This is a genomic window from Paraburkholderia caffeinilytica (assembly GCF_051027425.1).
GTDB lineage: Bacteria > Pseudomonadota > Gammaproteobacteria > Burkholderiales > Burkholderiaceae > Paraburkholderia > Paraburkholderia caffeinilytica_A.
Genome location: NZ_CP186552.1, coordinates 2,313,321 through 2,337,767 on the forward strand (window position 1 = coordinate 2,313,321; position 24,447 = coordinate 2,337,767).

Genomic DNA, 24,447 nt, shown 5'->3' on the forward strand with positions numbered 1-24,447 from the left:
AGCGCGCAGGGTGTCGAGGCGATTCATCGGTCGTTTCGTGCATCACACGTCAGTACGCGTCGTGACCTGCTCACGGGCGAGACGTTCGGGCGTCTGCCGGTATTGCGCCAGCACGCCCATGTCGAACCTGACGCCGTGCCCCGGCGTATTGTCGGGCTGGATCGTGCCGTCGGTCACCTTCAGCGGACGCTCGATAATGCCCATCTCCGACAAACCCGCTCCGCGCAACCCCTCAAAGCACAGGACGTTTGGCACCGCGCAGCCGAGGTGCGCGACCAGTTCCATGCCGAAGTGCGGCGCCACCGGAATGTTGTGGCTCTCCGCCATTTTGACGATCTTCATGAACTCGGTAATACCGCCTACGCGATAAACATCCGGCTGCACGATGTCACATGCGCCGCGAGTAATCTGATGCGCAAACTGGTGTTTCGTATAGAGGCTTTCGCCGACGGCCACCGGCGTCACGAGTTTGCTCCGAATCAAAGCGTGACCGTCCACGTCGTCGCTCAACGTCGGCTCCTCGAGCCAGAACAGATTCGCCGGTTTGAGCATATCCACGCGGCGGATCACCTCCGATGGATGCCACTTCTGATTCGCGTCCACCATCAGGCGCGCGGCATTGCCGACCAGCGCACGCACCGCCATGACACGTTCGAGATCTTCGTGGGGGTCGTCCTTACCGATCTTCATCTTGAACGCACGGTAGCCTTGCGACTGGAACGATTCCATCTGTGCGAGCAATGCGTCCTGATCGAGATGCAGGTTCACGCCGCTGCCATAGCCCGGCAGACTGTCGCGATACCCGCCGAGCAGACGGTGCAGCGGCTGCCGCAATGCCTGGCCAAGCAGGTCCCAGATGGCAATGTCGATGGCGGCGATCGCGTGCGTGGTGACGCCACCGGAACCGACATCGTGCGTTTCGAGCCACATCCTGCTCCACAGCCGCTCGACCTGAAATACATCCTGACCCAGCACCTTCGGCGCGAGGTAATAGTCGATCATGCTCTTGAACGCTGCCGCACCGTTGCCGACACTGAAAGTCCAGCCGGTGCCGATCAGACCGTTGTCGCTCTTCAGCGAAACGATCACGAATTCGAGCGACGTGAACGAGTAATTCGACGAACCCCATGCTTCGGTCAGCGGGACACGATAAATTTCCGATTCGAAAGAGGCGATTTTCATGGTGAGTCAACCTGGAGTTCAGACCGTCGCCGGGTATTCCGTAACCAGCGACGGGCGGGGTTTCTTGAGGAACAACGCAACGATCAGCGCACCGGCGATACCGAGCGTGCCGGCCAGCACGAAGCCTGTCGCATAGCTGCCCGAGCGCTGGATCAGCAAACCGGTCAGCGCGGGACCGACGATGCCGGACACGTTCGCGAGACCGTGCATGAAGCCGCCCGCAGTGCCAACCTGATTGCGCGGCACGCTGTCCTGAATGATCGACCAGTAGGCCGGCGCCGTCAGCATCAGAAAGCCGATGGCCACGGTCATCACGCCGACGGCAACTCTCACGTCGTCGACGAGTCCCGTCAGCCCGATACACAACGAGGCGACCAGCAGACACGTCACCAGCACGCATTTGCGCGAGAGCAACAGCTTGCCGGTTCGCTTGTAGATCGCATCAATCAACGCGCCGCCGCTCATATAGCCCAGCGCGCCGATCAGCCACGGCAGTGCCGAAACGAAGCTCATGTTCTTCAGGCTGATTCCCTTGGCGTCGATCAGGTAGCTCGGAAACCAGCTCATAAAGAAAAACAGGATGTAGTTGTAGCAAAAGAGCGAGATGCCGGTCACCAGCACCGCGCGCTGGAAGATGACATGCGTGAGCATCGGCCGTGCGGACGATGCTTCGACGACATCTTCATCATCGTGCCGGCCGATCAGTTCGAGTTCGGCCGGCGTGACCCTCGGATGCTGGGCAGGATATTCCGTTGCCAGCTTGCGCCAGCAGAACGCCCATGTCAGTCCAAGCGCGGCGATCACGACAAACGCCACGCGCCAGCCGAGCCACAGCGCCAGCAAGCCCACCACCGGTCCGGCAAGCGCGCCGCCGAGCGGACCGCCCGCCTGATTGATACCGATCGCGCGCGCCCGCTCCTTGACCGGAAACCAGTTGTTGACGACCTTGTTCGCCGTGGTGGAAATCGGCCCCTCGCCCGCCCCGAACAGCACGCGCACCACTAGCAACGTGCTGAAGCTGAATACGCCCGCCGTCAGTCCGCACAACACAGACCAGACCGTCATGGCCCAGGTGAATACACGCTTGCCACCGAACCGGTCGGCGAGATATCCGCCGACAAAATTAAAGATCGCGTAGCCGATCGAGAAACTGCTGAAGATCAAACCCTTTTCGGCTACGCTCAAATGAAAATCTTTTGTGATGAATGGCATCGCGATAGCGAGCGCGGCCCGGTCGATGTAGTTAATGACCATCGCGAGAAACAGCATGGTCAGTATCGTGCCACGGTAGCGGTTGGCTAAAAACATCGTGTCTCCTTCGTCTTTTTTATATGTCGCCCACCGTCATCGGGCGGCGCATGCATCAGTCGGCTGGAATCCGCCGGATCAGACGACTGACGGAAAAACCGCCATCGATAGTCACGGTTGCGCCGTTGATGGCGCGCGCGTTCGCACCGCTCACCAGCGTGCAGGCGCTCGCAACGTCTGCGTCGCTTGCGTAATGCAGCGGCGGATAATGGTCTTCGTCATGGACCTTCTGCAACGCTTCGAAAAACGCTTTCTCAGCGCCGCGCTCAGCCCAGCCGCGCACGATGAAATTAAATCGAATTCCCACGTGATCCAACTCGAGCAACGCCGTACGGGCGAGGTTCATCAACATCGCCTGACTCATCGCGCTGAACGAAAAGCGCTGTGTCGGCACGATTGCGCTGACATGCGAGACGAAGGCCAAACTGCCTGGCCCCCTTCGCTCGACCATCGAACGCGCCACCGCCTGCAACCACCATGCGCCCGCAGCAAAGTCGCTCTCCAGGCGGCCGTCCAGCAGATGTGCATCGGCGTCGTCGAGAAAATCAATCTCCACCGGATCGGGCGACACATACACCAACGCGTCGATGCCACCGTGGCGCTGTTCGAGCGCGGCCAGTTCGGTGAAGATCTCGTTGCGCGTGGTCGCCTGACTGCGCAGAACTACTGCTGCCTCGCGCGCGAAGTTTGCTTCGAGGGCCTCGTCGAGCGAGGGATTGCGATCACCGCAGGCGATCAGAACGTTTTGTTTCATTTGCCGGACCTCATTGCAGACAGCGGATAAAGGCTCCGCCGTCGACCTTCAACGTCGCGCCTGTGACGACATCCGCCTCTTCACGGCAGAAGTAAGCCACCGCCTCGCCGATATCTTTCGGTGTCGCGCATCGTCCAGCGGGAATGGTCTGGAGAAATTTTTCCCGTGCATCGCTGGTGTTTAGTTCAGGCTTGGAACCGTTGATGTCGGTGTCCACGAAACCAGGCCATACCTGATTGACCGTGATCCGGTGATGGGCAAGCGCCAGCGCGAGACATTGTGTCAGATGGTCGATACCCGCCTTGCTGGCCGAATACACCGACATCGACGGCGTCGGCCGCTTCGACTGAAGCGAGCAGATATTGACGATGCGCCCGCCACGTCCGTTCGCAATCATCAGGCGTGCCGCCTCACGCGAGCACTCCATGGTCCCACGCACATTGACGTCGATGATCTGGCTCATGCCCGCCGGTGTGATGTCGACCGCCTTCTCCCACACACACCGTCCCGCGTTGTTCACGAGAATGTCGAGACGGCCGAACGTGCTCTGTATTTCGCGGAACATCGACCTGATCTGCTCTTTCGACGTCAGGTCCGCGCGCACCGCAAACGCGCGCCGGCCCAAGGCTCGCGCGTCCTCTACAACTTGCACATGGTCATCATCCTCACTCAGGTAATTGACGACCACGTCGATTCCCGCTTCGCTCAAACGCTGAACCACGCCACGCCCGATTCCCTTGAGATTGCCCGCGCCCGTCACGAGCGCCACCCTCGCGGTATGCATATGAAAACTCCCTTCAGACAATGGATCGCGCAGCGCTTCGTAACAACGATGCGTGACCGGATAGTGACACCTCAGGTCTCGCTGTAGTCACACGCAGCCCATTCGAAATAGCGCTTGAGGTCAGTAATCAACGCGACATGCGCTGGATGCGGCAGATACCGGTCGAGCGCATCGCGATCGTCGAATGCCGATTCGAGCAGATAGTCCCAGCAGATCGCGCGCTCGAGTTCGTTGGCCGACACTTTCCATGCGCGTACGAATGGAATCTCCCTGTCCAGACCACGCATGCGCTCCACCAGTTGCGCTTCGAATTCAGGTTGACGATCGACCGTCGCCAGGCGGCGGAACATCACAATGTGCTTCATCATGACAGCGTCCCTCCGCGCTTTGCCGCGATGAGCCAATCCGGTGCATCCTGCAGCGCGACCGGCCGTAGAAAGCGTGCAAGCGCTCCATAGCCGACCGATGTGGTTTGCGGTTGCGTCGAGGCGGGCCACGGACCGCCGTGCTGCTGAGCACGCGTAACTGCCACGCCGGTTGGCACACCGCCAAACAGCACGCGACCCGCGATCTGCTCCGCGGCGCGAATGAGTGCGAGGTTGTCGGCGGTATTCTGTTGAACACCCCACAACGTGACGGTAAGCGACCCTTCCACGGCCTGCAGCACCTGGAGCACCTCGGCAACCGAGCGAACCTTCACGACCAGCGCGGCGGGTCCGAACATTTCCTCATGCAGGTCCGAATTGGCGATAAACGCCGCGGCCTCGACTTCGAACAGACGCGGTGACGGACCGGCACCGCCGCCATCGCCCGCTTCGCGCGGCTCGATTAGTGAGCGCACCGCGGCGTGACTCGCCATCTTCCCGACTGCATGGTCAAAGCCGTACCGGATACTGTCCGTCAACATTCGATGCGGCGACTGCGTGCTCAGCGCATCGGCCAACGCAGCCGTAAAACTCCTGCCATCGGCATCGTCGAAGACAAGGATCAAGCCGGGGCTCGTGCAGAATTGCCCGCAACCCAGCGCGATCGAACCTGCAAGAGATTTCGCCACTTCGGCCACGCCATTCGCCAGCGCGCCCGGCAGCACAACAAGCGGATTGATCGAACCAAGTTCACCGAAAAATGGAATTGGCCGCGGACGCTCATTCGCGACACGCCACAATGCGACGCCGCCCTGATACGAACCGGTAAACGCAACTGCAGCAATGTTCGGATGACGCACCAGGTACGCGCCCGCTTCGCGAGACGCGCCTTCCACGAGCGGCAGCACACCCGCCGACAGGCCCTGCTGCGCCACGACAGCCGCAGCCAGATCGAACACCTTGCGCGACAACACTGGATGCCCGCTGTGCGCCTTGACGATCACCGGACAACCGGCAGCGAGCGCCGATGCCGTATCGCCGCCGAGCACCGAGAACGCGAACGGGAAATTGCCCGCCGAGAACATCGCGACCGGGCCAAGTGGCACCTGAACCAGCGTCAGGCGTGGCCGGCCTGCGGGTGGCGCACCAGGCGCCGCGGCATCGTCGATCTGCAAGTACGGGGCGCCCGCTTCCACTGCGGACGCGAAACCGCGCAATTGAAACGCAGTGCGAGCCAGTTCGCCGGTAAGACGAATTTCGCCGAGACCGCTCTCGTCGTTAGCCAGCGCGATTAGTGCAGTGGCGTTCTGTTCGAGCACATCGGCGAGACCGCGCAGCAAGCGGGCGCGTTCGATTGCGGTCGACGCGGCCCAGCGCGGCGCCGCCTCGTGCGCTTGTGTGACGGCGTGGTCGATGGCGGCAAACGCGGGATTCGCTTCGCTCATGACCCAGCCCTCAAGTGATAGCCGCGCGCTTCGTAATCGAACGCAACCAGTTCGTTGATTTTCACTTCCTTGTCCGCTGGCGCCGCGTAGTACGCGCGGATTTCGCGAATCAGGCCCGTGGCTTCGTCAAAGACGTACCATTCGTCGCCGCGCAGCGCGGTGCCGAGCTTGCCCTTCCAGTGAGTCCACTCGATCACCGCTTCATGGCTGTCATAGCTCACCAGAATTTTCTCGATGGTCCATTGCGAGCCGAGATTCTCCACGCACCATTGCCAATTACGCGCGATCGTGTCCGCCGTGCGCCACGGAATGTCCGGCAAGCCAGCCGGAAAGTAATGCACGGCATCGGGCGTGAAGCACGAGACGAGCTTGTCGTAGTCGGCTTCGTTGCAGGCGTCGAAATAGCGGCGAATCAGTGCGGCGTACTTTGCGTGGTCGATAGCGGCCATCGTTTCAGGCCCCCTTCTTGTCGAACACCGCGGGAATCTGCGGACGCCCGGCCGCGACCCACCTGTCGTAGTCCTCGTAGGCTTGCGCACTTGGCGGGTACACACCCCACAGCGCTTCGCCCGCGGCGATACGCATCGCCAGGTAACCCTCGAGATCGTCCTGTTGCGTGCAGAAATCAGCCAGCTCGGCGGCCAGATGCGGCGGCACGACCGTGATCCCATCCGAATCGCCGACGATGATGTCGCCCGGATAGATCGCGACACCCGCACAACCGATCGGCACCTGCAGATCCGCCACGTGGTGATAGGCGATGCGCGTCGTCGCCGTGACTTCACGGGCGTAGGCCGGCAGTGGCAGCCTCGCGATCTCGGTGCCATCGCGCAGCGCGCCGTCGGTGATGATCGCCTTCGCACCACGCGCGAGCAGGCGCGTGACCAGGATGTTGCCCGCCGACGCCGCACGCGGATCGTTCTGGCTATCGATCACCAGCACGTCGCCCGGCTTCACCTGTTCAACGCCCTGCCATTGCAGGTTGTCCATGTTCGGCTTGGTGGTCATCGTGCCGTAGGTGTCGATACCTTCGCGCGCCGGAATGAAGCGCATCGTGAACGCGCGGCCCGCAAATGGCTCGACGTCCTGGTTGAGCGGCCGCAAGCCGACCAGCGACGGCTGCTTGTAGCCGTGCTTGAAGAGTTGCGTCGTTAGCGAACCGCTGCTCACCCGGGCGAGTTTCGCAAGTACTTCGTCACTCACCTCCACATCGCGCGCGACGTCGGTTTCGAGGGAATCTGAATAGTGGTGGATCTTCACTGGCGTTTCCTGTTCAGTGGGAATTCGCGAATCTTCAGTTCCACACTCTGGAACTGAATCTGCTGTTTGGTGCGTCATCGTGAGGAGAATGCTAGCTCGCGACTCCTTCAGATGAAACCGGGTGCTATCCTCGTTTTCATTCGTGAGTTCCAGAGGATGGGAATATGAGCGTAGGAGAAGGAACTGCATCACTGGATAAGGCGCTGGGCGTGCTCGATCTGATCGGCGCGGCGCCCAATGGCATGAGCAACGCCGAATTACTCGACCAGGCCGGCTTGCCAAAGACCACGCTGTATCGCATCCTCGCGACCCTCGTCGAACGCGGGCTGGTCCGGCGCGATCAGGTGCGGCGGGTTTACCGGCTCGGTTTTCGCTACCTCGAACTTGTGCGCAACGCGTACCTGATGCCGGATCTGGTCGCCGCAGCCAGCGTGGAATTGCGCACGCTGCGCGATCTGACTGGAGAAACGTCCTACCTCGCGGTGCTGGACGGCGGTACGGTGCTGTCGCTCGAACGATGCGACGGCGCGCATTCGCAACGCTCGGCCGCCACGCTCGGACAAAGCAAGCCGCTGCATTGCACGGGTCAGGGCAAGGCAATCCTGTCGCGGCTGCCGAAAGACCAGTGCGAGGCGCTCGTCAAAAGCATCACGCTGGACGCGCTGACGCCGCACACGATCACGGATCGCCGGCGCTTGCAGATAGAACTCGGCATTACGCGCTCACGCGGCTACGCGATCGACGACGAGGAAATCGTGCTCGGCGTGCGCTGCGTAGCCGCGCCAATTGTCGATACCGCGGGCGAGGTGCGCGGTGCATTGAGTGTCGCAGGTCCTGCCTACAGGCTAAGCCTCACAAGGCTCGAACTGCTCGGTCCGGAACTCGCCGACGCCGCACGGCGCGTCGGTTCGCAATTGACCGTGAGCAGGTATCAGTCCGGCGTGGAAGAAGTCGAACCGGTCAGCGACGGTTGGGCGTTTCACGGTGCGTTTCCCGTGTGGTCTAGCATGAGCCGTTGCCTCTACTGGGCCGACGCGCTCGCGCCGGCCGTGCATTGCTTCGATGGCAAACAGGATCGCATCATCGCGCGTCTCGACGCGCCGATCACAGCCATGCTGTTACGCGGCGACACGCTGATCGTCGTTCATGACGGACATTACGTGCGACTCGAAGCAGACGGCCACGTCACGCGGATAAGCGACGCCTCGGTGTGGACCGACCCTACGATAAACGCGCTTTGTGTCGATCCTCAGGGTGGCTGTTGGGTCGCCTTGTGCGCCGAAGGCGATACGGAGTGCAGCCTCGGCGTCGTGGATGACGAGGGCCGCGTCAGACCGCATTGGCGCTTTAGCGAGCGGATCGAAGCAATGACCTGGGCTCACGACGGCGTCACGGCCTACGCCGTCGCCCCTGATTCCGGGACCCTGTTCATGCTGCGCAAAGGATCGCCGACCGTGCGTCGGCTGGCTTCGATGCCAAAGGGTTCAGGGCGTCTGTCTGGGATTGCCCTTGACGAAGACGGCGGCCTCTGGACCGCGCTAAAAGATGGCTGGACCCTCGTGCGGTTCGCGGCCGATGGCAGCGTGGACCGGCTTGTCAGTCTGCCGGTGGCGGCGCCGACTGGCCTCGCCTTTGTGCCTGATGCGGACGGTCCAGCGTTGTACGTGACGAGCGACCGGCATCTGCAGTCGCTCGAATCGCTGACGAGTGCCCCATGGTCAGGGCGACTGCTGAAAGTGCGCCCCGGCGCAGCGCCGGCAAGGGTCCAGGCGTGATTCGTTCATCCAGACTCGCCCCTGCGAGCATTGCAAGGCCGCGTGCGCCCGTTGGATCGGCACGGAATCGCCGGTGTATCGCGGCTCCCACAAACCACGCAAACCAAGTCCGACGACAGCAAAAAGCCCGCCCTTATCCTCCTTCTGCCAAATACCTCATATCGGACGCCCCATCCCATCGTACGTGACGTACAGCTCAGTGAGCTTAGGGCCGCCGAACATCACTCCAGTACAGGCGCTGTTCGGGGACGCTCCATAAACAAGCAATGTCGTTCGAGATGTCTGATCACACCCGGAATACATGTCAACCGGAGACGGGATAGGGAAAAATACACCAGGCAAGCGACCAGTCTGCCGCACGGCTTTTGACGGCTGCTCGTGGATAGCGCTTACGTGCCACGGACGTCCAGTTTTCGGCCATACGAAAAGCCCGGCATGAGACCGACAACCGGCCATACGACTGCAGCGCCGCTGGCTCCTACCGGTTCAGCAGCCGGCGTCACGCCAGATATTGCGCTGAACGACCACTTGCGCAATTTCGCCCGAAGCAATCGCGATCGAGCGCGAACCCGCCAGTCAAATCATCCTTTCAACAATTCCACGCGCAGTCAGGTCATTGACTCGTTCGGGTGTAAGCCCGAGCAAACGCCCAAGCACATCGCCCGTATTTTCTCCCAGCATCGGCGCAACAGATGGCGCAGGCGCCGGTGTTTCGGCGAACGACAAGGACACACGCGGCGTCAGCACCCGTCCGACGCCTGGCTGGTCGACTGGCGCAAACATGGGGTTATCGTTGGAGCAGCGCCAGTCCTCTTCGATCAGTTGCTGAAAATCGCGATATACGCCCCATAGCACACCGCTGCCATCGAAGCGTTCACCGATCTCTGCCACGGTGCGTCCAGCAAACCACGGCTCCAGCACCGCCGCAATCGCATGACGCGCCTGGAAGCGCCCGCCTTCGGTGGCCAGATCGACGCCCGTAGCCGCCACCAATGATTGCCGCGTTCACTGCCGCCTCGGTACCTGAGGCATTGAGGGCGGCCTTCTTGACTCAAGTCTGGAGAAGACTACACCTCAATCGTTCGGCCTACGGCAAGGTATCAAGAGGTATCGCATTCGACCGCGCCCGGTACCCCGAAAAAGTGTGTTTGACTGCCCAAGGCAAGAACGAGCGCGTCGTACCCGATGCTTCGAGCAGGCAAGATTTCCTCGTTATCGTATTCCGTGTCGAATATGGGGGCAAGACGTAGAAACTGCGACGCGCGCTCCAGTCCGACCATTTCGCCGCGGACAAATTCGAAGTGATGCCAATCAGCTTGTGGTGCATACATCAATCTGATGTGCATGCGCATCGAGACTTCCTGCTGCCACTTCATCCAACAGCGGCTTCCAGACATGAGTCGGGCAGCGGTCAACCAGCGTAATGTGAGTTCGCTTCGATTTCCCGAGCTTGTTGCCAAGACGCGTAGCTAATTCAAGGCTGCCGGCGCCACCGCCCACGATTACGATGCGATGCATCACAAGCTCCTGTACTTAGTTGTAGCCGAGAATTGCGACAGACGAAACGTCAGCGCGGTCGGAAACATTGCTGGCAAGTGCATTCATTGGAGCCTGCAGCATGACTACGTAAAGCGAAGCCTTCTTACCTGCGCTAACGCGCACGGCAGCCTCGGTGCTGCGAGTTACGAGATACGGGGATAAGGCGATTACAGGGGTTTCGAACGAGTTCATTTGCGCACCAGTAGCTTGATGGTTAGGACGATTTGCGTGGCTACCGGCCCACCCGGGAAATTTGACCGAACGACAACACGCGATGAGCCAACGTTTTCAGAGCCACCACAACCACCTGATTTATCGGCAGGTTTTTCCCGAAAATCACAGTCAGTTGCAAGCCCATGTCGCAACTATAGGAAGTCAAATTAAGAAAAAAAAGACGACACTTTTTGACCCTATAGGAAGATTTTTCTTTCTAGTTATCGTCTTCTTGAGTGCGGCCCAGGAAACGGCGACCTGCCGCGTCAGGAGAGGTTTAAGGCGACCGGGGCGCTTGAACAACCCGTGCGTAGGTGCGGCATCATCGGCGGCTCGCACAAGAACCCTCACGACTTTGAATGGCGGTTTGTTCCTGTGCAGGTTTTCAACTGGAGCGCGGCACGCCCGGAGTGCCGCTTGAGCCCGCGAATGCGACGAGGACGGCGATGAGGTGAGTCTGAATGTGGGCGCAACTCGAGCTGTCTCGAAAGAACAGCGCCATGTCCGTAATATGGCGCTGCCCGGAGTTGCTTCGCCCAAAAAAACAAATACTCCACGCTCCGAAGAACGGGGGTTTGGCCTAGCTTTGTGCGCTCTGTCTGAGACACGGTGCTCGATACCGTTCAACAAATACTACTTGAACGCTGGACTGATAATCGTCGAGATGAGTTGCACAACGGCCAGATGCGTCGCCTCGGGAATCCCGTCGACGTTAGGGTCGACGATATTTGCTACCGAGTTGATTAGACCGACATCCACGCCGCGCCTGAGGAGAGAAGCCTCTAACGCCGGCGTGTGTGCCAGCGATGCCTTGCCCTGGCGAGCCGCGAAGGCGCCCGCGATGGCATAGCAGCCCCAGTTGGAACATGCTGCTGTCACGAGCACGTCGGTTCCGGTCACCGCGCCGATACCCTTGCTGCCATCAGGTCGCTTGTCGCCAAATTTGACGTGCTTCTGAACGGCGTCCATGACGACGCCCATACCAATCTCGTTACCACCATCGCCGACAGCCACCGTCGGGATTTTCCGCACGATAGCCTCATCGAAGAGGAAATCGATGCGAGCCCGTCCCATTCCGTAGTCGATACCACGCATGCTGCAGTAAATGCCGTCGACGTTGCGACCGACGCGCTCCGTAGAGAAGAACAGTGCCGGGTCGTATTTGTCGAGAAGCGATTTCGAAGCGTCTCTTGCCGCCGAGTCCTCGACAGGGAAAGGCTCGACACACACAACGGCCAGGCTGCCATCGTCGCGCGCGATTACGGCCTGCTCATAGGGAAGAACAGTCAGACCCGCCGTCGTCAGAATCGCCGAAGTAGTCTCGACAAGCGTCTCTTCGACGAAAGTGATGCAAAGCGCCTTCTTCGCCAGTGAGAGAGCGCGCACGACTGCCGCAAGTCCCGCTGGACCATCGTTCTCGCCGATGGATGGCGAAATCCACGCGCGTGACACCGAACCTGTGGTCACAAAGACGTTCGCTTTTTCAGGGATGGCTGCGAGCGCATCGGCCGCGGCACCCACGAGGGAGCCGCCTTGTCGCTCCCGGGCAGCCAGATAGAGATGCTCGACGCCGCGTCCGCCCAGGTCCAACGAGATAAGGGCATCCAGCCTATCATCGACGGCGCTGAAATTACTTGAAGTCATATTTAACTCCCTACGATAAGGTGCTTGATTGCGTCGGGGTTATCGATAATCTTCGCGACCTTATCGAGAGACTCCATAACCGCCGTCACAACAGCATCGAAACCTCCGACTCGGCCCAGTGCGTCGAGCGTCGGCTTAAGGCGTAGTGACACGCGTGCGCCCGGCTGCCCGTGGGTGTTCACGGTCAATACGCCGTAGTCCTGAAGCAGTACCATGCCAAGTGCCGATGTGGCCTCACATGGGACGACGACCGGCTTCGAACCCGCCTTGCCCGCGAGCTTCAGAAGCACACGGAGTACCGCGTCTTCGTCGACCATCGGTCCGAGGTCGCTGCGTTGGACGAGCTCCTTGCCCAACTTCGCTTCGAGTACGGCGGCAAGCTGTTGACCCGCGGCAGACTCCTTGCGCAGGTCTTCGGGCTCATATTTCTGAAGCGACCGGAATACAGCGGCTGCTATCGGAGCCCGCGCCTCCATACCAAACTCAGCGCCCTTTGCAGCTGCTGCTGTAACCAGCTCCGGGCGCCCCACAAGGACGCCTGCACGCGGGCCCGACAACCCCGCCTTATCGCAGTTCGTGATGGAGATATCCGCACCCATCTGAAGACTCAGTTGACCGCCGTGCAACACGGTGCGAAGACGTGCGCCATAAGCTTCGTCCAGAAATACAGTCGCGCCGAGTGCGTGAGCGTATTCCGTGACTTGGGTCGTGATGTGGTCGTCCAGACGCTCGAGACTGCTCGTGACCGTGGTAATGACCACCAGAGCGGGCGCGTTTTTCTGAATTACCGTCAGCCACTCCTTGTCGCCCAGCACCTCGACCACAACGACGCCCGCGATTTTCGAACCGCGGACCACGGAGGCGTGCGAGCGTCCGCCAGGCGGGACCACGGACACGACCGGCTTGCCGCCGGCGAGCGCTGCGATTGTGGCGATGATGCCAGCGCTGGTTCGATTGAACGTAGCAACAGCATCGTCAGTTTTCCCACCCATATGACCGATTGCGACCTGGCGCAGCGACTCCGCTTCGAGTCCCGGGCCGACCCACTCCTCGCAAAGCGTGGCGATGTCATCAGCCTTAATCGGGAAATCGCGCTGATTGCCAGTGAATACGCCTATCGACTCTGCGCCAAGTGTTTTCACCCGTTTCGCCGCGACAGCCTGTCCATGGCGAAGCCGGAGTGCCTCGTCGATGCTGGAGCGAATGATGGAGCCTCTTGCAAAGCCGACGGTTGGGTCGATGGGGTTTCCGAAACTGTCCGTTTTTACGGGACTAACACTTGCAGCTTTTGCTGCATTGCTAACGTCCTTCACGTCATTCATGACTTACACCTGTTAATTCAGTTGGGTACTGCTGCGAGAGACTTGCCGGTGCCTGTCGTTCATAGCGACACAGTGACAATGCTTCGTAATAGTTCGACAAACGAGGTGTGGCCCTGCCAGTTGATGCCATCCACTGCGACCTCTGCTTTAGACGTGGCCCCATCCCGCGCGCCAGCTTTCACCGTTGCTTCAATCAGCTCGTGCTCCAGCGCTTGCGTATGAAGCACGTCAATGTTTCCCGTCTGTGCTGCAAGCGCAGCGGCGATTGCGTACGCACCCCAGTTGGAAACCGACGCGCTCACAACGACGTCGGTTGCCGTGACCGTGACAACGCCTGACTCATGCCCCGCCAAAGATTTCCCGCCCAACGGATGAACGGCGGTTATGGCGTCGCGTACCGCGCCAAAGCCAACTTCATTGCCACCGTCGCCAATGCCAATCGTCAGCACCCCGCGCTTGCGCGCAAAATCGGCGAGCAGGTAAACGTGACCAACGTCTTCAGGGTTGCGACAATCACCTCGTACCCCGTGGAAGTAGCCTTCCTTGTTCGGGCCATCGCGTTCAACGAAGACGACCGCGCTCGGTCGGTACTCTTCCATCAATGTTTGCGCGATACTGCGGCCAGGCTCAAGACCCAGCGGGAAGCACACTGTCGAAATTGCGGCGGGGCCGCCCAATTCGGCATTGATGGTTGCAGCAACCGCCATCACGGGGGCTACATGTGCATCTTCGGTGACAAGGACCACGCGCACACCGAAGGCGACTACCAGCGCACGGGCCAGGACCGCGGCGCCGACCGGGCCATCTGTTTCACCTTGCGGCAGCCTGGGTGGTGTACCAGCTCCCGTGGCAATGAAGACGATGTCGCCGCGGGACAACGTATCGGCGAGTTTTCGCGCAGCGAGTGAACTGAGCGGCTCTCCATGGTGGGCGCGGCACACGTTGTACATCGGCACCACGTAGCCTGCTGGAAGACCGCCGTTTAGCGGGCGGATTTCAACCGTCATAAGACGGTCAATCCGCTCCCCTGTAATCTGGTCGTTCGTCGGAGTCATTGTTACGCTCGTTTTAACGGTCGATAGGCTCACGATATGTCTCCTTCACCAGAAGGACGCAGACCAGTGAGATGATTGCCGCCAACACCACGTACCAGGAGACCGACATGGAGTTGCCACTTCGCGCCACGAGCCACGCGGCAATCAACGGCGTCGGCGCACTGGAGATAATTCCGGAGAGCTGATACGCAGTCGACGAGCCGCTAAATCGGTACCGGGTCGGGTACTGCTCAGCGTAAATAACGCCATGCAGCGACCCAGTAGATGCGTGACCGATGCCGAGGCCGAGAGCCAACGCGACCGTGATGAGTACGGGGTTCGCCGTGTCGAGCAACCAGAACAGCGGAAATGCGTAGAGCGCGAAGAAGATGGCACCAAACCCGTAGACGACTCGCCGGCCAACCTTGTCCGAAAGCCATCCGAAGAAGGGTTGCATGAAGAGGTCAACTGCGGCTGCAATGAGTAGGCCCGTCGATGCGACGCTTCGCGGCAGATGCAATGTTCCTGTGATGTACGTCAACGCATAAACGGTGATGAGGAAGTAGCCGACATTCGCCACGGTCTGGAAGAACACCATGATGACGGTCTTCTTCTTTTCGTTTTTCCACACTTCAAGCAGCGGGGCGCGCGAGACGTTGCCCGACTCTTTGACCTTCTCGAATGCTGGCGGCTCCGACACCTGCAGGCGGATGTACATCCCGACTGCCAGCAGGGCGAGGCTGAAGATGAACGGCAATCGCCATCCCCATGCGAAGAACTGCTGGTCCGGCAACGCAGAAACGAGAGCGAATGCTCCGGTAGACACCAGCAAGCCGGCCGGTACACCCATTTGCATAGTGCTTCCGAAAAGCCCTCTGCGCCCCTCTGGTGCGTGCTCGACTGACATCAGTGCTGCACCACCCCATTCGCCACCCAAAGCGAAACCCTGGATGACGCGCAGGAGAATCAGAAGCGCTGGGCTCCAGTGACCCGCCGAGTTATACGAGGGCAAAAAGCCGATGCCGGCTGTGCAGAGCCCCATGACAAGCAGGGTGAACACCAGCATCTTCTTGCGGCCCATCTGGTCGCCGAAGTGACCGATGACCATACCTCCAAGCGGGCGCAGCACAAATGCGACAGCGAAGGAAGCCATCGAAGCGAGCGTTGCCAGCTCCGGGGTTAGGTCATTAAAGAAGACTTTCGGAAATACCAGTGCTGCGGCTGTACCATACAGAAAATAGTCGTACCATTCGACCGTCGTGCCGATGAATGAACTGAATGCTGCTCGCGTCGAAACGCTTCGAGCCTCCTTAGCTTCGTCCGAAGCCGTTGCTGCCAGATTTGCGCTCATGATTAACTCCCAACCTGTTGCCCAGTAGAGGTGTGGTGGTAACCCGGTCGGTCGCCGGGCTACCTTATCTGCAGCGGTTACACGTTGATGGTTACGCTCTTTCGCGACGTGTACGCTTCCAGTGCGCCTTCAATGGAATACTCGGCACCGATGCCGCTTTGCTTCGCGCCACCGTACGACATGCCCGGAATCTGGCCGCCAGCGCGATTGACCTGCAACCAGCCCGCGTCAATTTTTTCCGTGACACGGAGCGCCGTGGTCAGGTCATTCGTGAAGACATATGCAGCAAGGCCGTAGACGGAGTCGTTCGCCCATTGCAACACTTCATCCTCGTTCTTCCAGGGCAACGCCACCAGAACTGGGCCGAAGACTTCTTCACGGCACACGCGCCAGCTGTTGTCGACACCGGTGAAAATCACTGGTTCAGGGAAGAAGCCCTTTGCTTCATCGACCGTCGGCGGCAGCGCGCCCGTCAAAACCTTCGCGCCGCTGTTGATAGCTTCTTCGATGAACGCGCGGACTTCCGAGTAGCGTTCTGCGCTGATAATTGCGCCTATATCGCTCGATTCGTCCAGCGAGTCGCCGATTTTCAGTTCCTTCACCTTCGCGACGACCTTGGTCATCACCGCGTCCCAGACGCTTTCATGGACGTAGAGACGCGAGCCCGCCGTACAGGACTGACCTTGGCGCGCGAAGCGCATGGCGTTGATGATGCCGGTGACCGTCGAGTCGATATGTTCCGGCGTTGCTGCATCCGGGTAGACGATGCACGGGCTCTTACCGCCGAGCTCCAGCGTTGCGTGACCGATGCGGTCAGCAACCGCGTGACCAACCAGCTTTCCGACTTCCAGTGAACCGGTAAACGAAACCTTCGCGACATTCGGATGCGCCGCGAGCGGTGCGCCGGCATCGATACCCGTACCCGTCACCACGTTGAACACACCCGCCGGGAACAGGCCAGTCGCGAGTTCTGCGATTTTGATAACAGCGAGGGGCGCGTCTTCTGCCGGCTTCAGAACCAGCGTGTTGCCAGTGCCAAGCGCCATGCCGATTTTCACGGCCGCCAGGACAACCGGGGAGTTCCACGGGATGATGGCGCCGACGACGCCGAGCGGCTCACGCGTGGTGTAGCTGAAGAGACCCGGACCGAGCGGGAGCGTTTCACCCTTTTGTTCAGCGATGACACCGCCGTAGTAACGCAACACTTCAGCGGCGCCCAGAACTTCCGGGCGGCTTTGGGTGCGCAGCGCATTGCCGCTTTCCGCAGCGAGAACTCGAGCGATTTCTTCAGCGTTGGCGGTAACGCGATTGCCCAGTTCAATCAGGAGGGCGCCGCGTGCACGCGATGCCATGCGACGCCATGCCAGGAAAGCAGCACTAGCTGCGGCAACGGCCGCCTTGACGTCTTCTTCGTCGCTCGCACCGATGGAGACAATCTTCGTGCGGCGCGACGGATTTTCCACGTCGAAAGTCTTGCCCTTCGCGGGGGTGCGCCACTCGTTGTTAATCAGCAGGCCGGTAATGCCGGCCTTCGGGACGACGATTTCGGCGGAAACGTTGTCAGTCATGGAGTTCACGGTATGTCCTTCGATGTTCAGTTGACTTATTAGGCAGCCGGCAGGCTGAGGCGCACGCCGAGCAGCTCTTCGTAGATTTCATTTACGCTGGTCGAGTCCTTGCCGCCGAGGCCCTTTGCACGAGCTGCGTTGTAGGTTTGCAGCACGAGTTGGCCGAGCGGCATCGGAAGGTTCGAGAATTCGTCGAGGCACAACTTGATGTCTTTGTGCATCAGGTCAATGGCGAAGTTGGCCGGGCGTTGCTCGGTGAACAGGGTCTTCGGCAGGTAGTCGAGCATCTTGCTGCCAGCGAGGCCAGCGGTCAGGACGTCGCACAGCACGTCGAGCTTCGCGCCTGCCTTGACGCTTGCTGTCAGGACTTCGCCGAGCGCGACGGTGTTGATTGCCGTGAGCAGGTTGTGGCTCAGTTTCGTGAGCTGACCCGCGCCCGTATCTCCGCAATGCACGACGCGGCCGGCCAGAACTTCAAAAATCGAGTTCAGTTTTTCGATTACTTCGAGCGAGCCACCGACCATCAGAACGAGCTTGCCGTTCTCGGCGCCTGCAACGCCGCCGCTCACGGGCGAATCGACGAAGCTAACTTTCTTTGCTGCGGCTGCAGCAGCAACCTCTTTGGTCGTCGCCGGGTCGACGGTGCTGAAGTCGACAATGATTGCGCCTTCTGCTGCCGTCTGCAGAACACCGCCTTCGCCAGTCACCGCATCGCGCAGCGTCTTCGGGCTCGGCAGGCTGAGGAGAATGCGTTCTGCATCCTGCGCTGCGTCGGCAGGGCTCTTTGCGGCGATTGCACCCTTCGATGCGAGAGCGTCAACGGCTGCCTGGCTAGGGTCGAACACGCGCACCTGATGACCCGCTGCGACCAGACGGGCTGCCATACGGCCACCCATGCGTCCCACTCCGATAAATGCAACCTTCATTTGAGCTTCCTCCAACTGGAATCTGATTGGTTAAGCCGGGCAAAACGCGCAACACCTAAGTCATTGTCAGCCAAGGGTTTTCCCTCGTTTCGACCAGGAATTGCGTGCCGGTGATGTGACTATAGGAAGACAAATTTAGAAAAAAAAGACGACACTTTTTAACCCTATGAGTAAGTTTCGCTTACCATTCGCTCCATATCCTTGTAGGAGTGCGGGATGCTCAACCTCAGCCGTCTTCATCTGTTGCACGAGTTGTCGGTCCTTGGAACGATTTCGGCGGTCGCGGAAGCGGTCCATCTCACGCGGCCAGCCGTTTCTCAACAGCTCGCCCAGCTGGAAGAGGAACTCGAGACGGTTCTAATCGAGCGGTCAGGTCGCGGCGTTCAACTGACGCCCGCCGGGCGGCGCCTGGTGGCAAGGGCGACCGGCTTGTTCGAAATGGTTGCGGATATTGAATCCGAGGTCGCCGCAGCGAATGTGGAAGTTAGCGGCGAGGTTCGAATGTCGGCATTCGGGTCGCTGGCGAGCAGTGTCGTCCCGGTCGCCATCAGCCAGCTGCTTGAGCAGCACCCTCAGTTGAACGTCATCTTTACTGAACTGGAGCCATCCGAAGGTCTGCGAGCGGCTGCGGCCAAGCAAACTGACCTCGCCATCGTGGACGACCTCGTGAGTGCCGAAGCACTCGCAAGCGCACTTGAGTTTCATCCTCTATGTGTTGACCACTTCGATGCAGTTGTATCGTCGAAGCACAAACTTGCTGGACGAAAATCCATTGCGTTATCGGACCTCGCGCACGAACGCTGGGCGTTGAATCAGTCGGCGGCGACGTACCACACGTTCCTTCTGAACGCCTGCTATGCAGGCGGGTTCACCCCGAAAGTGACGACAAGCAGCCGCAACACGGCAGTCACACTGGAAATGGTCCGGACCGGCTGTACCGTCGCTGTGTTGCCACGGCTCGCGCTGCGGCAGGCAGAGAAAGACCCCCACTTCTCCGTCATTCCAATTGACCCCGTGTTGAACCGGCGCGTATTCATTGCTTTGCCACGCGGAACTGCAAAACGGCCCGCTATCGCGGCAGTTCTCGATGCTCTAACGTTGGCCGCCGAACCACCCGAGTGAAGTCCAAACCAGTGCTGGTCCCATCACGAGCCCGGGGCAGCCAGTTGAGTGCTTTTGCGCTCAATACGAGCGGGGCATTTCCGACGCCTAGAGGCGTTTTCGGATGATTTCTGCGACAGCGTCAACGTCTGTTTCGTCGTTGAAAATGCCGAACGAAATTCTGATGCCATCTCGCTCTGGCGATACGCGGACATTGTTCTCTGAGAGATACGCCAACCAGTCAAGCGAGAGCGCAATCGTGTAAATGTGCGCACGCTCCGTCGCATTCCGTGGCCCGACAAGTCGGATGCTAAGGTCATCGAGATGCTCGATAAGTCTGTCCCCGAGTCTGAGGACGTGCGCCTCAATGTTGTCGACGCCAATGCTATCGAGCAAACTCAACGTAGCGCCCAGCGCATGAATCCCTGGCAGGTTGAAGTTGCCGAGCTCGAATCGACCAGCCCCTGCTCGCAGAGCGACATCATCGGGACGTGCTATGAAATCGGCTGGCGGATTCGCGAGCCCAGCCGTAGCGAGATACACGGGCTCAAGGCTTTCGAGGCTTGAATCGACGTAAAGGAACCCAAGCCCTTGGGGCACCAGCAGTCCTTTGTGGCATCCGGCCGCCAGAATCGAAACCCCAAGGTCTTTGACGTCAAGCGGCAAGACTCCGACCGACTGCATTGCATCGACAACGAGATAAAGAGCATTCTCTTTGCAAAGCTGTCCGATAGACCGGATGTCATGTCGCTGCCCGGCGTGAAAGGTCACGTGCGAAAGCGATATCGCTCGCGTTTTGCAGTCGACGTAGGGAACGAAAGTCTGGGCATTCGCAACCTCTCCAGATAATTTGACGAACCGCACCTCGACACCTTTACGACGCAAATTCAGCCACGTATAGGCGTTGTTGGGATGGTCACCTTCAATCAGCAAGACGTTGTCGCCAGCGTTGAAATCAATCGCATTGGCTGCGATGTTGAGGCCTTCCGACGTGTTCTTCGTGTATGCGATTTCGTCAGGAGATGCTCCAATGAATGACGCCAGGGCCCCCCGCACCTGTTCAACCCGGGCCAGCCATTTCGGCTTTGGGCCTGCCATCTCAAAGCTTTCTGCGAGAAAGTCTTCGACTGCCACCTTTGCTGTCACGCCAAGTGGCGTCTGATGTGCCGAGTCCAGATAGAGCATTTTGCTTGCCGCAGGAAAATCTGCCCTGATTGCTGCGTTATCGAGGAGTGTCATGAGCATTCATTGCTGCGCGCCTGAACCGGCGCTGCAAACGGAAGATGGTTACAGGAAAGTCTGCACCGCGAGCGCGCTCGCCGGCGGCCGGGCGTTCATTCAGGCGTGCGCTAATACCTGCCCGAGGAATTCGCGTACACGCGGATGAGCTGCGTCGCCGAAGAACTCATCCGGTGGTAAGTCGACCAGGATGCGGCCGCCGTCCACGAAGATGATTCGGTCGGCAACTCTCCGTGCAAACGACATTTCGTGGGTGACACAAAGCATGGTCATACCCTCCGTCGCCAAAGCAACCATCGTGTCGAGGACCTCCTTGACCATCTCTGGGTCCAACGCCGATGTCGGTTCATCAAAGAGCATAATGCTCGGACTCATGCATAAAGCCCGTGCGATGGCCACTCGCTGTTGCTGGCCTCCCGAGAGTTGGGGAGGATATTTTTCCGCCTGATTTGCTACGCGGACCTTGGTGAGCAACCGCGTCGCTATTTCTCTTGCCTCATCCTTGCTTACGCCGTTCACCTTTACGGGGGCGAGCATGCAATTTTTGAGCACCGTGTAGTGCGGAAACAGATTAAAACTCTGGAACACCATGCCCACATGGCGACGTACATCTGCTGGCTTCTGGTATCGCTCGCCGGTTTGTGGGTTTCGGACGATGACCTCTCCGCCATCAATGTCCTCCAACCCGTTGATACAACGGATAAGGGTCGACTTCCCGGACCCCGACGGTCCGCAAATCACCACTTTCTGTCCCACGCCAATCTTCAGGTTGACGCTATTGAGAACAGTGTGCGCCCCGAAGCGCTTGGTTAGCGATACGAGTTCGACGACCGGGGTATCGGTTGCATTCATTTCTGCTCCCTGTAACGGGTGATTGGGTGGAGTCAGTTGACTGCGGTGACAACGACCGGAGCCGGAGTACGTGTTTCGCTCTTTGCCTGGCGACGCGCCCGAAGGTAGTCAGCAAGCTCCGCCACGCCAGAGCAGATTACGAAGTAAACGACCGCTGCGAATGTATAAAACTCCACAAGCTTGCCGTCACGCTGGGCAATCTTCGAGGCGGCCCCGACAAAATCAGTCAGCGACAGGACGTACACGAGAGACGTGTCCTGGAACAGAATAATTGCCTGGGTCACCATGATTGGAAATACTGCCTTAAGCGCCTGTGGAACGATGACGAGTGAATACGCGTGCCAGGTCGAAAGGCCCAAAGCTTTCGCTCCCTCATATTGACCTCTAGGCACGGACAGCAGGCCCGAGCGGATGATTTCGCAGAAGTAGGCTGCCTCAAAAAGCGTGTACGTAACGAAGGCCGTCAGTTGCGGACTTACCGAGACCGAGATTCCCGCCGGAGAGAAATGGCGAAGCGCTAGTGGCACAAGAAAGAAAAACCAGAACAGCACCATGATGAGCGGAATTGACCGCATGACCGTCACGTAAGCCCAGACGATACGGTCGAGCACCGGAACCCGGATGTGACGAATCACGGCCAGGACTATCCCGATTGCCAGGCCGCCGAGAAACGCGAAGACAGTGAGCTTGAGGGTGAACACCATGCCCTCGCCGAGATACGGGAGCGCGCGCTGGATGGCTCCAAAGTTATACGTAGTCATGCTTGCCTCTATGCCTTGCTGACCGTTGCGACATTCGATTTCACGGAAAACCGCCGCATGACAATCTCGGCCGCGCCATAAATGACTATGGAGAGGGCGAAGTACGTCACTGTAACGACGCTGAATGATTCGAATGTTCTGAACGTAAACTCATTCATCTGCTGTGCCTGCGCCGTCAGGTCGAGCAGGCCAATTGTCATTGCGACCGATGTGTTTTTGAGCAATGCCAATGCTTCACTTGTAAGCGAGGGCGCCATTGTTCGCAGCGACTGGGGTACCAGGATGCATGCGTACGTGGTAAAGCTAGACAGCCCCAGCGCGTGTGCTGCCTCACGCTGTCCTTTCGGCAATGACTGAATGCCTGCACGAATCTGCTCGGCGACGCGCGCTCCCGTGTACAGGCCGACCGCAATCAATGCAGGTACGAAACTGGCCCACGGTGGAGGTATTTGCTTGATTGCACTTCCCAATGCGGCAGGCAGAATCTCCGGGAAGACGAAGTACCAGAGAAACGCCTGAAGCAGCAGAGGGATATTCCTAAATACTTGAACGTACGCGCGACTTAACGTGCGGAGCACCTTGCTGCGCGACGTCCGACCCGAACCAACCACCACCCCGAGCACCGCCGAGATGACGGCGGCGCCAAGCCACAGCAGCACAGTCCAATAAAGGCCTGAGAGCAACCAGTTGATGTAGTGATTTCCGTCGACTGTTGTTTCGAACAGGAGTTGCATGGTTGCCCCCAGTTAATGAACAGTGCCGTTGCCCCGGACAGATTTACGAAGGCAACTTGTCGCTCGGAGCCTTGACGCGCTCCTTCAGGTCATCGCTCATCGGAAAGTTCAGTTTGATGCCGCGGGGCGGAATCTGACCTTCGAACCATTTCGCGTAGATTTTGTTGAATTCACCTGATGCCATCAGCGACTTCAATGTATCGTCGACCGTCTTCTTGAAGCCGGGGTCGTCCTTCGCGAACATCAAACCGTAGACGAGCGAGTTATAGGATTCCGGCAGGAACGTGAAGGTAGCCGGGTCCTTGGAGTCCGCTTTCTTTGCGGCCAGGAGAATGTCGTCTTCGATGAAGGCAGCCGCGCGGCCGCTTTCCAGAACGAGCATTGACTCGCCATGGTCATGTGCCGGGATGAACTTCAGGTCGAGGTTGTTCTTCTCACTGATTTCCTTCGCGAAACCCAAAGCATTTGAGCCTTGGGTGTAGACCACGGTCTTCCCCTTGAGGTCAGCCGCAGACTTGATGCCCGAGTCTGCTTTCACCAGCCAGCGGGTATGGCTGACAAACGTACCAACCGAGAAACCAACCTGCTTTTGGCGGTCGAGGCTGTTCGCCGTACTCGCGCATTCAATGTCGACGTTTCCGTTGTTCACGAGCGCGATGCGATTGGCCGAAGTGACCGGAACATTCGTCACCTTCAACGTCGGCATGGTCTGCTTCAGTTTGTCGACCACTGCGTGGCACAGGTCGACCGAGAACCCGACGTAGTTCTGGTTCTGGTCGAGGTACGAAAACGGCACGGAAGCATCCCGCACTCCCAGCCGTATTTCGCCAGTGCTTTTGATTTTGGCGAGCGTGTCTGCGGCGTTGGCATGCACCGAAAACATCGTACTGCCCGCAACGAGAAGAACCGCTGGAACGAAAAGTCTGAACAGCATTCCGAACTCCTGTGTTGTCGCTTATTCACTGACGCAGCGAGGTCTCCCGGCGCTGGCATTCGTAGGTGGATTTATGCGCACTGAACGACTGGGTGCAGGAAAACTGTAGGTACCCAAAAATAATAAAAAAAGACGACCTTTTCTTTCCAAATAGGAAAGAAAAAGTGTCGTGTGAGTGTGGGGATTTCTGTCTTTCGGAAGCGATTCGCACGCTCACGGTCTCTGCCCCTAGTCCATCGAACACGCGCAGAGGCCGCTTGGGCGTCGGCGGCGGAGTCGTACTCGACAGTCATGCCAACGACGAATGCGCAGAGACGTTGTTCAAGGCGAAATTTCTTACCGTCGCCGAGCCGATG

The 24,447-nt window shown here is 59.3% G+C and carries 23 protein-coding genes and 1 pseudogene; 2 read left to right on the top strand and 22 right to left on the bottom strand.

All coding sequences use genetic code 11. From position 1 onward, the window contains the following. Positions 1 to 42 precede the first annotated feature (42 nt). The 8 genes from ACOSV0_RS10075 to ACOSV0_RS10110 form a co-directional block, all read right to left on the bottom strand. The gene (locus ACOSV0_RS10075) at positions 43 to 1,182 is read right to left on the bottom strand and encodes a mandelate racemase/muconate lactonizing enzyme family protein (RefSeq protein ID WP_434106022.1); all 1,140 of its coding nucleotides are present in this window, start codon (positions 1,180 to 1,182) and stop codon (positions 43 to 45) included. 18 nt (positions 1,183 to 1,200) lie between these two features. Next, a complete protein-coding gene (locus ACOSV0_RS10080; RefSeq protein WP_115783062.1) occupies positions 1,201 to 2,490 on the bottom strand; it encodes an MFS transporter in 1,290 nt (429 codons plus the stop codon). 55 nt (positions 2,491 to 2,545) lie between these two features. Further along, a complete protein-coding gene (locus tag ACOSV0_RS10085; RefSeq protein WP_434106023.1) occupies positions 2,546 to 3,244 on the bottom strand; it encodes an SDR family oxidoreductase in 699 nt (232 codons plus the stop codon). Positions 3,245 to 3,254: 10 nt separating this feature from the next. Then, on the bottom strand, positions 3,255 to 4,028 hold the full coding sequence (locus tag ACOSV0_RS10090) for an SDR family NAD(P)-dependent oxidoreductase (protein ID WP_434106024.1): 774 nt from the start codon (positions 4,026 to 4,028) through the stop codon (positions 3,255 to 3,257). Positions 4,029 to 4,099: 71 nt separating this feature from the next. Next, positions 4,100 to 4,396 carry a Dabb family protein gene (locus tag ACOSV0_RS10095; protein WP_115783059.1) on the bottom strand — a complete coding sequence of 99 codons (297 nt, stop codon included), beginning with the start codon at positions 4,394 to 4,396 and terminating at the stop codon, positions 4,100 to 4,102. Continuing rightward, positions 4,393 to 5,838 (bottom strand): aldehyde dehydrogenase (NADP(+)), encoded by a 1,446-nt coding sequence (locus tag ACOSV0_RS10100; RefSeq protein WP_434106026.1) that lies wholly within the window; start codon positions 5,836 to 5,838, stop codon positions 4,393 to 4,395. The genes ACOSV0_RS10095 and ACOSV0_RS10100 overlap by 4 nt, the downstream gene beginning before the upstream one ends. Further along, positions 5,835 to 6,287, bottom strand: a complete 453-nt coding sequence (locus ACOSV0_RS10105; protein ID WP_434106027.1) for a nuclear transport factor 2 family protein — start codon at positions 6,285 to 6,287, stop codon at positions 5,835 to 5,837. Before ACOSV0_RS10105 ends, ACOSV0_RS10100 begins: the two co-directional genes overlap by 4 nt. Positions 6,288 to 6,291: 4 nt before the next feature. Then, positions 6,292 to 7,098 carry a ribonuclease activity regulator RraA gene (locus ACOSV0_RS10110; protein ID WP_229758087.1) on the bottom strand — a complete coding sequence of 269 codons (807 nt, stop codon included), beginning with the start codon at positions 7,096 to 7,098 and terminating at the stop codon, positions 6,292 to 6,294. Positions 7,099 to 7,262: 164 nt separating this feature from the next. Here ACOSV0_RS10110 and ACOSV0_RS10115 point away from each other — a divergent pair, with 164 nt between their 5' ends. Then, complete coding sequence (locus ACOSV0_RS10115; RefSeq protein WP_434106028.1) at positions 7,263 to 8,873, top strand: IclR family transcriptional regulator domain-containing protein; 1,611 nt, start codon at positions 7,263 to 7,265, stop codon at positions 8,871 to 8,873. A 576-nt stretch (positions 8,874 to 9,449) separates the two neighbouring features. Here ACOSV0_RS10115 and ACOSV0_RS10120 read toward each other — a convergent pair. The 9 genes and pseudogenes from ACOSV0_RS10120 to ACOSV0_RS10160 form a co-directional block, all read right to left on the bottom strand. Then, entirely contained in the window at positions 9,450 to 9,863 is a 414-nt protein-coding gene (locus tag ACOSV0_RS10120; protein WP_434106029.1) for a CoA transferase, read from the bottom strand. Between the two features lie 103 nt (positions 9,864 to 9,966). Then, positions 9,967 to 10,391 (bottom strand): annotated as a pseudogene (locus tag ACOSV0_RS10125) (NAD(P)/FAD-dependent oxidoreductase); the annotation flags it as partial. A 15-nt stretch (positions 10,392 to 10,406) separates the two neighbouring features. Further along, entirely contained in the window at positions 10,407 to 10,604 is a 198-nt protein-coding gene (locus ACOSV0_RS10130) for a hypothetical protein (RefSeq protein ID WP_434106030.1), read from the bottom strand. A gap of 654 nt (positions 10,605 to 11,258) precedes the next feature. Next, positions 11,259 to 12,269, bottom strand: a complete 1,011-nt coding sequence (locus ACOSV0_RS10135) for a glutamate cyclase domain-containing protein (RefSeq protein WP_434106031.1) — start codon at positions 12,267 to 12,269, stop codon at positions 11,259 to 11,261. A 2-nt stretch (positions 12,270 to 12,271) separates the two neighbouring features. After that, positions 12,272 to 13,591 carry a selenocysteine synthase gene (locus tag ACOSV0_RS10140; protein ID WP_434106033.1) on the bottom strand — a complete coding sequence of 440 codons (1,320 nt, stop codon included), beginning with the start codon at positions 13,589 to 13,591 and terminating at the stop codon, positions 12,272 to 12,274. Between the two features lie 59 nt (positions 13,592 to 13,650). Next, on the bottom strand, positions 13,651 to 14,646 hold the full coding sequence (locus ACOSV0_RS10145; RefSeq protein WP_434106034.1) for a glutamate cyclase domain-containing protein: 996 nt from the start codon (positions 14,644 to 14,646) through the stop codon (positions 13,651 to 13,653). A 13-nt stretch (positions 14,647 to 14,659) separates the two neighbouring features. Beyond that, positions 14,660 to 15,976 (bottom strand): MFS transporter, encoded by a 1,317-nt coding sequence (locus ACOSV0_RS10150; RefSeq protein WP_434106035.1) that lies wholly within the window; start codon positions 15,974 to 15,976, stop codon positions 14,660 to 14,662. A gap of 77 nt (positions 15,977 to 16,053) precedes the next feature. Continuing rightward, the gene (locus ACOSV0_RS10155) at positions 16,054 to 17,544 is read right to left on the bottom strand and encodes an aldehyde dehydrogenase family protein (RefSeq protein WP_434110232.1); all 1,491 of its coding nucleotides are present in this window, start codon (positions 17,542 to 17,544) and stop codon (positions 16,054 to 16,056) included. Positions 17,545 to 17,582: 38 nt separating this feature from the next. Continuing rightward, positions 17,583 to 18,470 carry an NAD(P)-dependent oxidoreductase gene (locus ACOSV0_RS10160; RefSeq protein WP_434106036.1) on the bottom strand — a complete coding sequence of 296 codons (888 nt, stop codon included), beginning with the start codon at positions 18,468 to 18,470 and terminating at the stop codon, positions 17,583 to 17,585. Positions 18,471 to 18,686: 216 nt separating this feature from the next. Here ACOSV0_RS10160 and ACOSV0_RS10165 point away from each other — a divergent pair, with 216 nt between their 5' ends. Further along, complete coding sequence (locus ACOSV0_RS10165) at positions 18,687 to 19,592, top strand: LysR family transcriptional regulator (protein ID WP_434106037.1); 906 nt, start codon at positions 18,687 to 18,689, stop codon at positions 19,590 to 19,592. Between the two features lie 87 nt (positions 19,593 to 19,679). Here the strand turns inward: ACOSV0_RS10165 and ACOSV0_RS10170 are convergent, their stop codons facing one another. The 5 genes from ACOSV0_RS10170 to ACOSV0_RS10190 form a co-directional block, all read right to left on the bottom strand. Next, the gene (locus tag ACOSV0_RS10170; protein ID WP_434106038.1) at positions 19,680 to 20,810 is read right to left on the bottom strand and encodes an aminotransferase class V-fold PLP-dependent enzyme; all 1,131 of its coding nucleotides are present in this window, start codon (positions 20,808 to 20,810) and stop codon (positions 19,680 to 19,682) included. A 99-nt stretch (positions 20,811 to 20,909) separates the two neighbouring features. Further along, positions 20,910 to 21,662: an amino acid ABC transporter ATP-binding protein gene (locus ACOSV0_RS10175; protein ID WP_434106039.1), complete on the bottom strand. Its 753-nt coding sequence runs from the start codon at positions 21,660 to 21,662 to the stop codon at positions 20,910 to 20,912. A gap of 32 nt (positions 21,663 to 21,694) precedes the next feature. Further along, entirely contained in the window at positions 21,695 to 22,423 is a 729-nt protein-coding gene (locus ACOSV0_RS10180) for an amino acid ABC transporter permease (protein WP_434106040.1), read from the bottom strand. 8 nt (positions 22,424 to 22,431) lie between these two features. After that, positions 22,432 to 23,157, bottom strand: coding sequence for an amino acid ABC transporter permease (locus tag ACOSV0_RS10185; protein WP_434106041.1), 726 nt, complete (start codon positions 23,155 to 23,157; stop codon positions 22,432 to 22,434). Between the two features lie 43 nt (positions 23,158 to 23,200). Then, positions 23,201 to 24,040 (bottom strand): amino acid ABC transporter substrate-binding protein, encoded by an 840-nt coding sequence (locus ACOSV0_RS10190; protein WP_434110234.1) that lies wholly within the window; start codon positions 24,038 to 24,040, stop codon positions 23,201 to 23,203. Between the last annotated feature and the right edge of the window lie 407 nt (positions 24,041 to 24,447).

What these genes read in the sequence shown, in the direction of transcription:
- ACOSV0_RS10075 (WP_434106022.1), bottom strand. Translation starts at nt 1,182, where the DNA reads ATGAAAATCGCCTCTTTCGAATCGGAAATTTATCGTGTCCCGCTGACC.
- ACOSV0_RS10080 (WP_115783062.1), bottom strand. Translation starts at nt 2,490, where the DNA reads ATGTTTTTAGCCAACCGCTACCGTGGCACGATACTGACCATGCTGTTT.
- ACOSV0_RS10085 (WP_434106023.1), bottom strand. Translation starts at nt 3,244, where the DNA reads ATGAAACAAAACGTTCTGATCGCCTGCGGTGATCGCAATCCCTCGCTC.
- ACOSV0_RS10090 (WP_434106024.1), bottom strand. Translation starts at nt 4,028, where the DNA reads ATGCATACCGCGAGGGTGGCGCTCGTGACGGGCGCGGGCAATCTCAAG.
- ACOSV0_RS10095 (WP_115783059.1), bottom strand. Translation starts at nt 4,396, where the DNA reads ATGATGAAGCACATTGTGATGTTCCGCCGCCTGGCGACGGTCGATCGT.
- ACOSV0_RS10100 (WP_434106026.1), bottom strand. Translation starts at nt 5,838, where the DNA reads ATGAGCGAAGCGAATCCCGCGTTTGCCGCCATCGACCACGCCGTCACA.
- ACOSV0_RS10105 (WP_434106027.1), bottom strand. Translation starts at nt 6,287, where the DNA reads ATGGCCGCTATCGACCACGCAAAGTACGCCGCACTGATTCGCCGCTAT.
- ACOSV0_RS10115 (WP_434106028.1), top strand. Translation starts at nt 7,263, where the DNA reads ATGAGCGTAGGAGAAGGAACTGCATCACTGGATAAGGCGCTGGGCGTG.
- ACOSV0_RS10130 (WP_434106030.1), bottom strand. Translation starts at nt 10,604, where the DNA reads ATGAACTCGTTCGAAACCCCTGTAATCGCCTTATCCCCGTATCTCGTA.
- ACOSV0_RS10135 (WP_434106031.1), bottom strand. Translation starts at nt 12,269, where the DNA reads ATGACTTCAAGTAATTTCAGCGCCGTCGATGATAGGCTGGATGCCCTT.
- ACOSV0_RS10140 (WP_434106033.1), bottom strand. Translation starts at nt 13,591, where the DNA reads ATGAATGACGTGAAGGACGTTAGCAATGCAGCAAAAGCTGCAAGTGTT.
- ACOSV0_RS10145 (WP_434106034.1), bottom strand. Translation starts at nt 14,646, where the DNA reads ATGACTCCGACGAACGACCAGATTACAGGGGAGCGGATTGACCGTCTT.
- ACOSV0_RS10150 (WP_434106035.1), bottom strand. Translation starts at nt 15,976, where the DNA reads ATGAGCGCAAATCTGGCAGCAACGGCTTCGGACGAAGCTAAGGAGGCT.
- ACOSV0_RS10155 (WP_434110232.1), bottom strand. Translation starts at nt 17,544, where the DNA reads ATGACTGACAACGTTTCCGCCGAAATCGTCGTCCCGAAGGCCGGCATT.
- ACOSV0_RS10160 (WP_434106036.1), bottom strand. Translation starts at nt 18,470, where the DNA reads ATGAAGGTTGCATTTATCGGAGTGGGACGCATGGGTGGCCGTATGGCA.
- ACOSV0_RS10165 (WP_434106037.1), top strand. Translation starts at nt 18,687, where the DNA reads ATGCTCAACCTCAGCCGTCTTCATCTGTTGCACGAGTTGTCGGTCCTT.
- ACOSV0_RS10170 (WP_434106038.1), bottom strand. Translation starts at nt 20,810, where the DNA reads ATGACACTCCTCGATAACGCAGCAATCAGGGCAGATTTTCCTGCGGCA.
- ACOSV0_RS10175 (WP_434106039.1), bottom strand. Translation starts at nt 21,662, where the DNA reads ATGAATGCAACCGATACCCCGGTCGTCGAACTCGTATCGCTAACCAAG.
- ACOSV0_RS10180 (WP_434106040.1), bottom strand. Translation starts at nt 22,423, where the DNA reads ATGACTACGTATAACTTTGGAGCCATCCAGCGCGCGCTCCCGTATCTC.
- ACOSV0_RS10185 (WP_434106041.1), bottom strand. Translation starts at nt 23,157, where the DNA reads ATGCAACTCCTGTTCGAAACAACAGTCGACGGAAATCACTACATCAAC.
- ACOSV0_RS10190 (WP_434110234.1), bottom strand. Translation starts at nt 24,040, where the DNA reads ATGTTTTCGGTGCATGCCAACGCCGCAGACACGCTCGCCAAAATCAAA.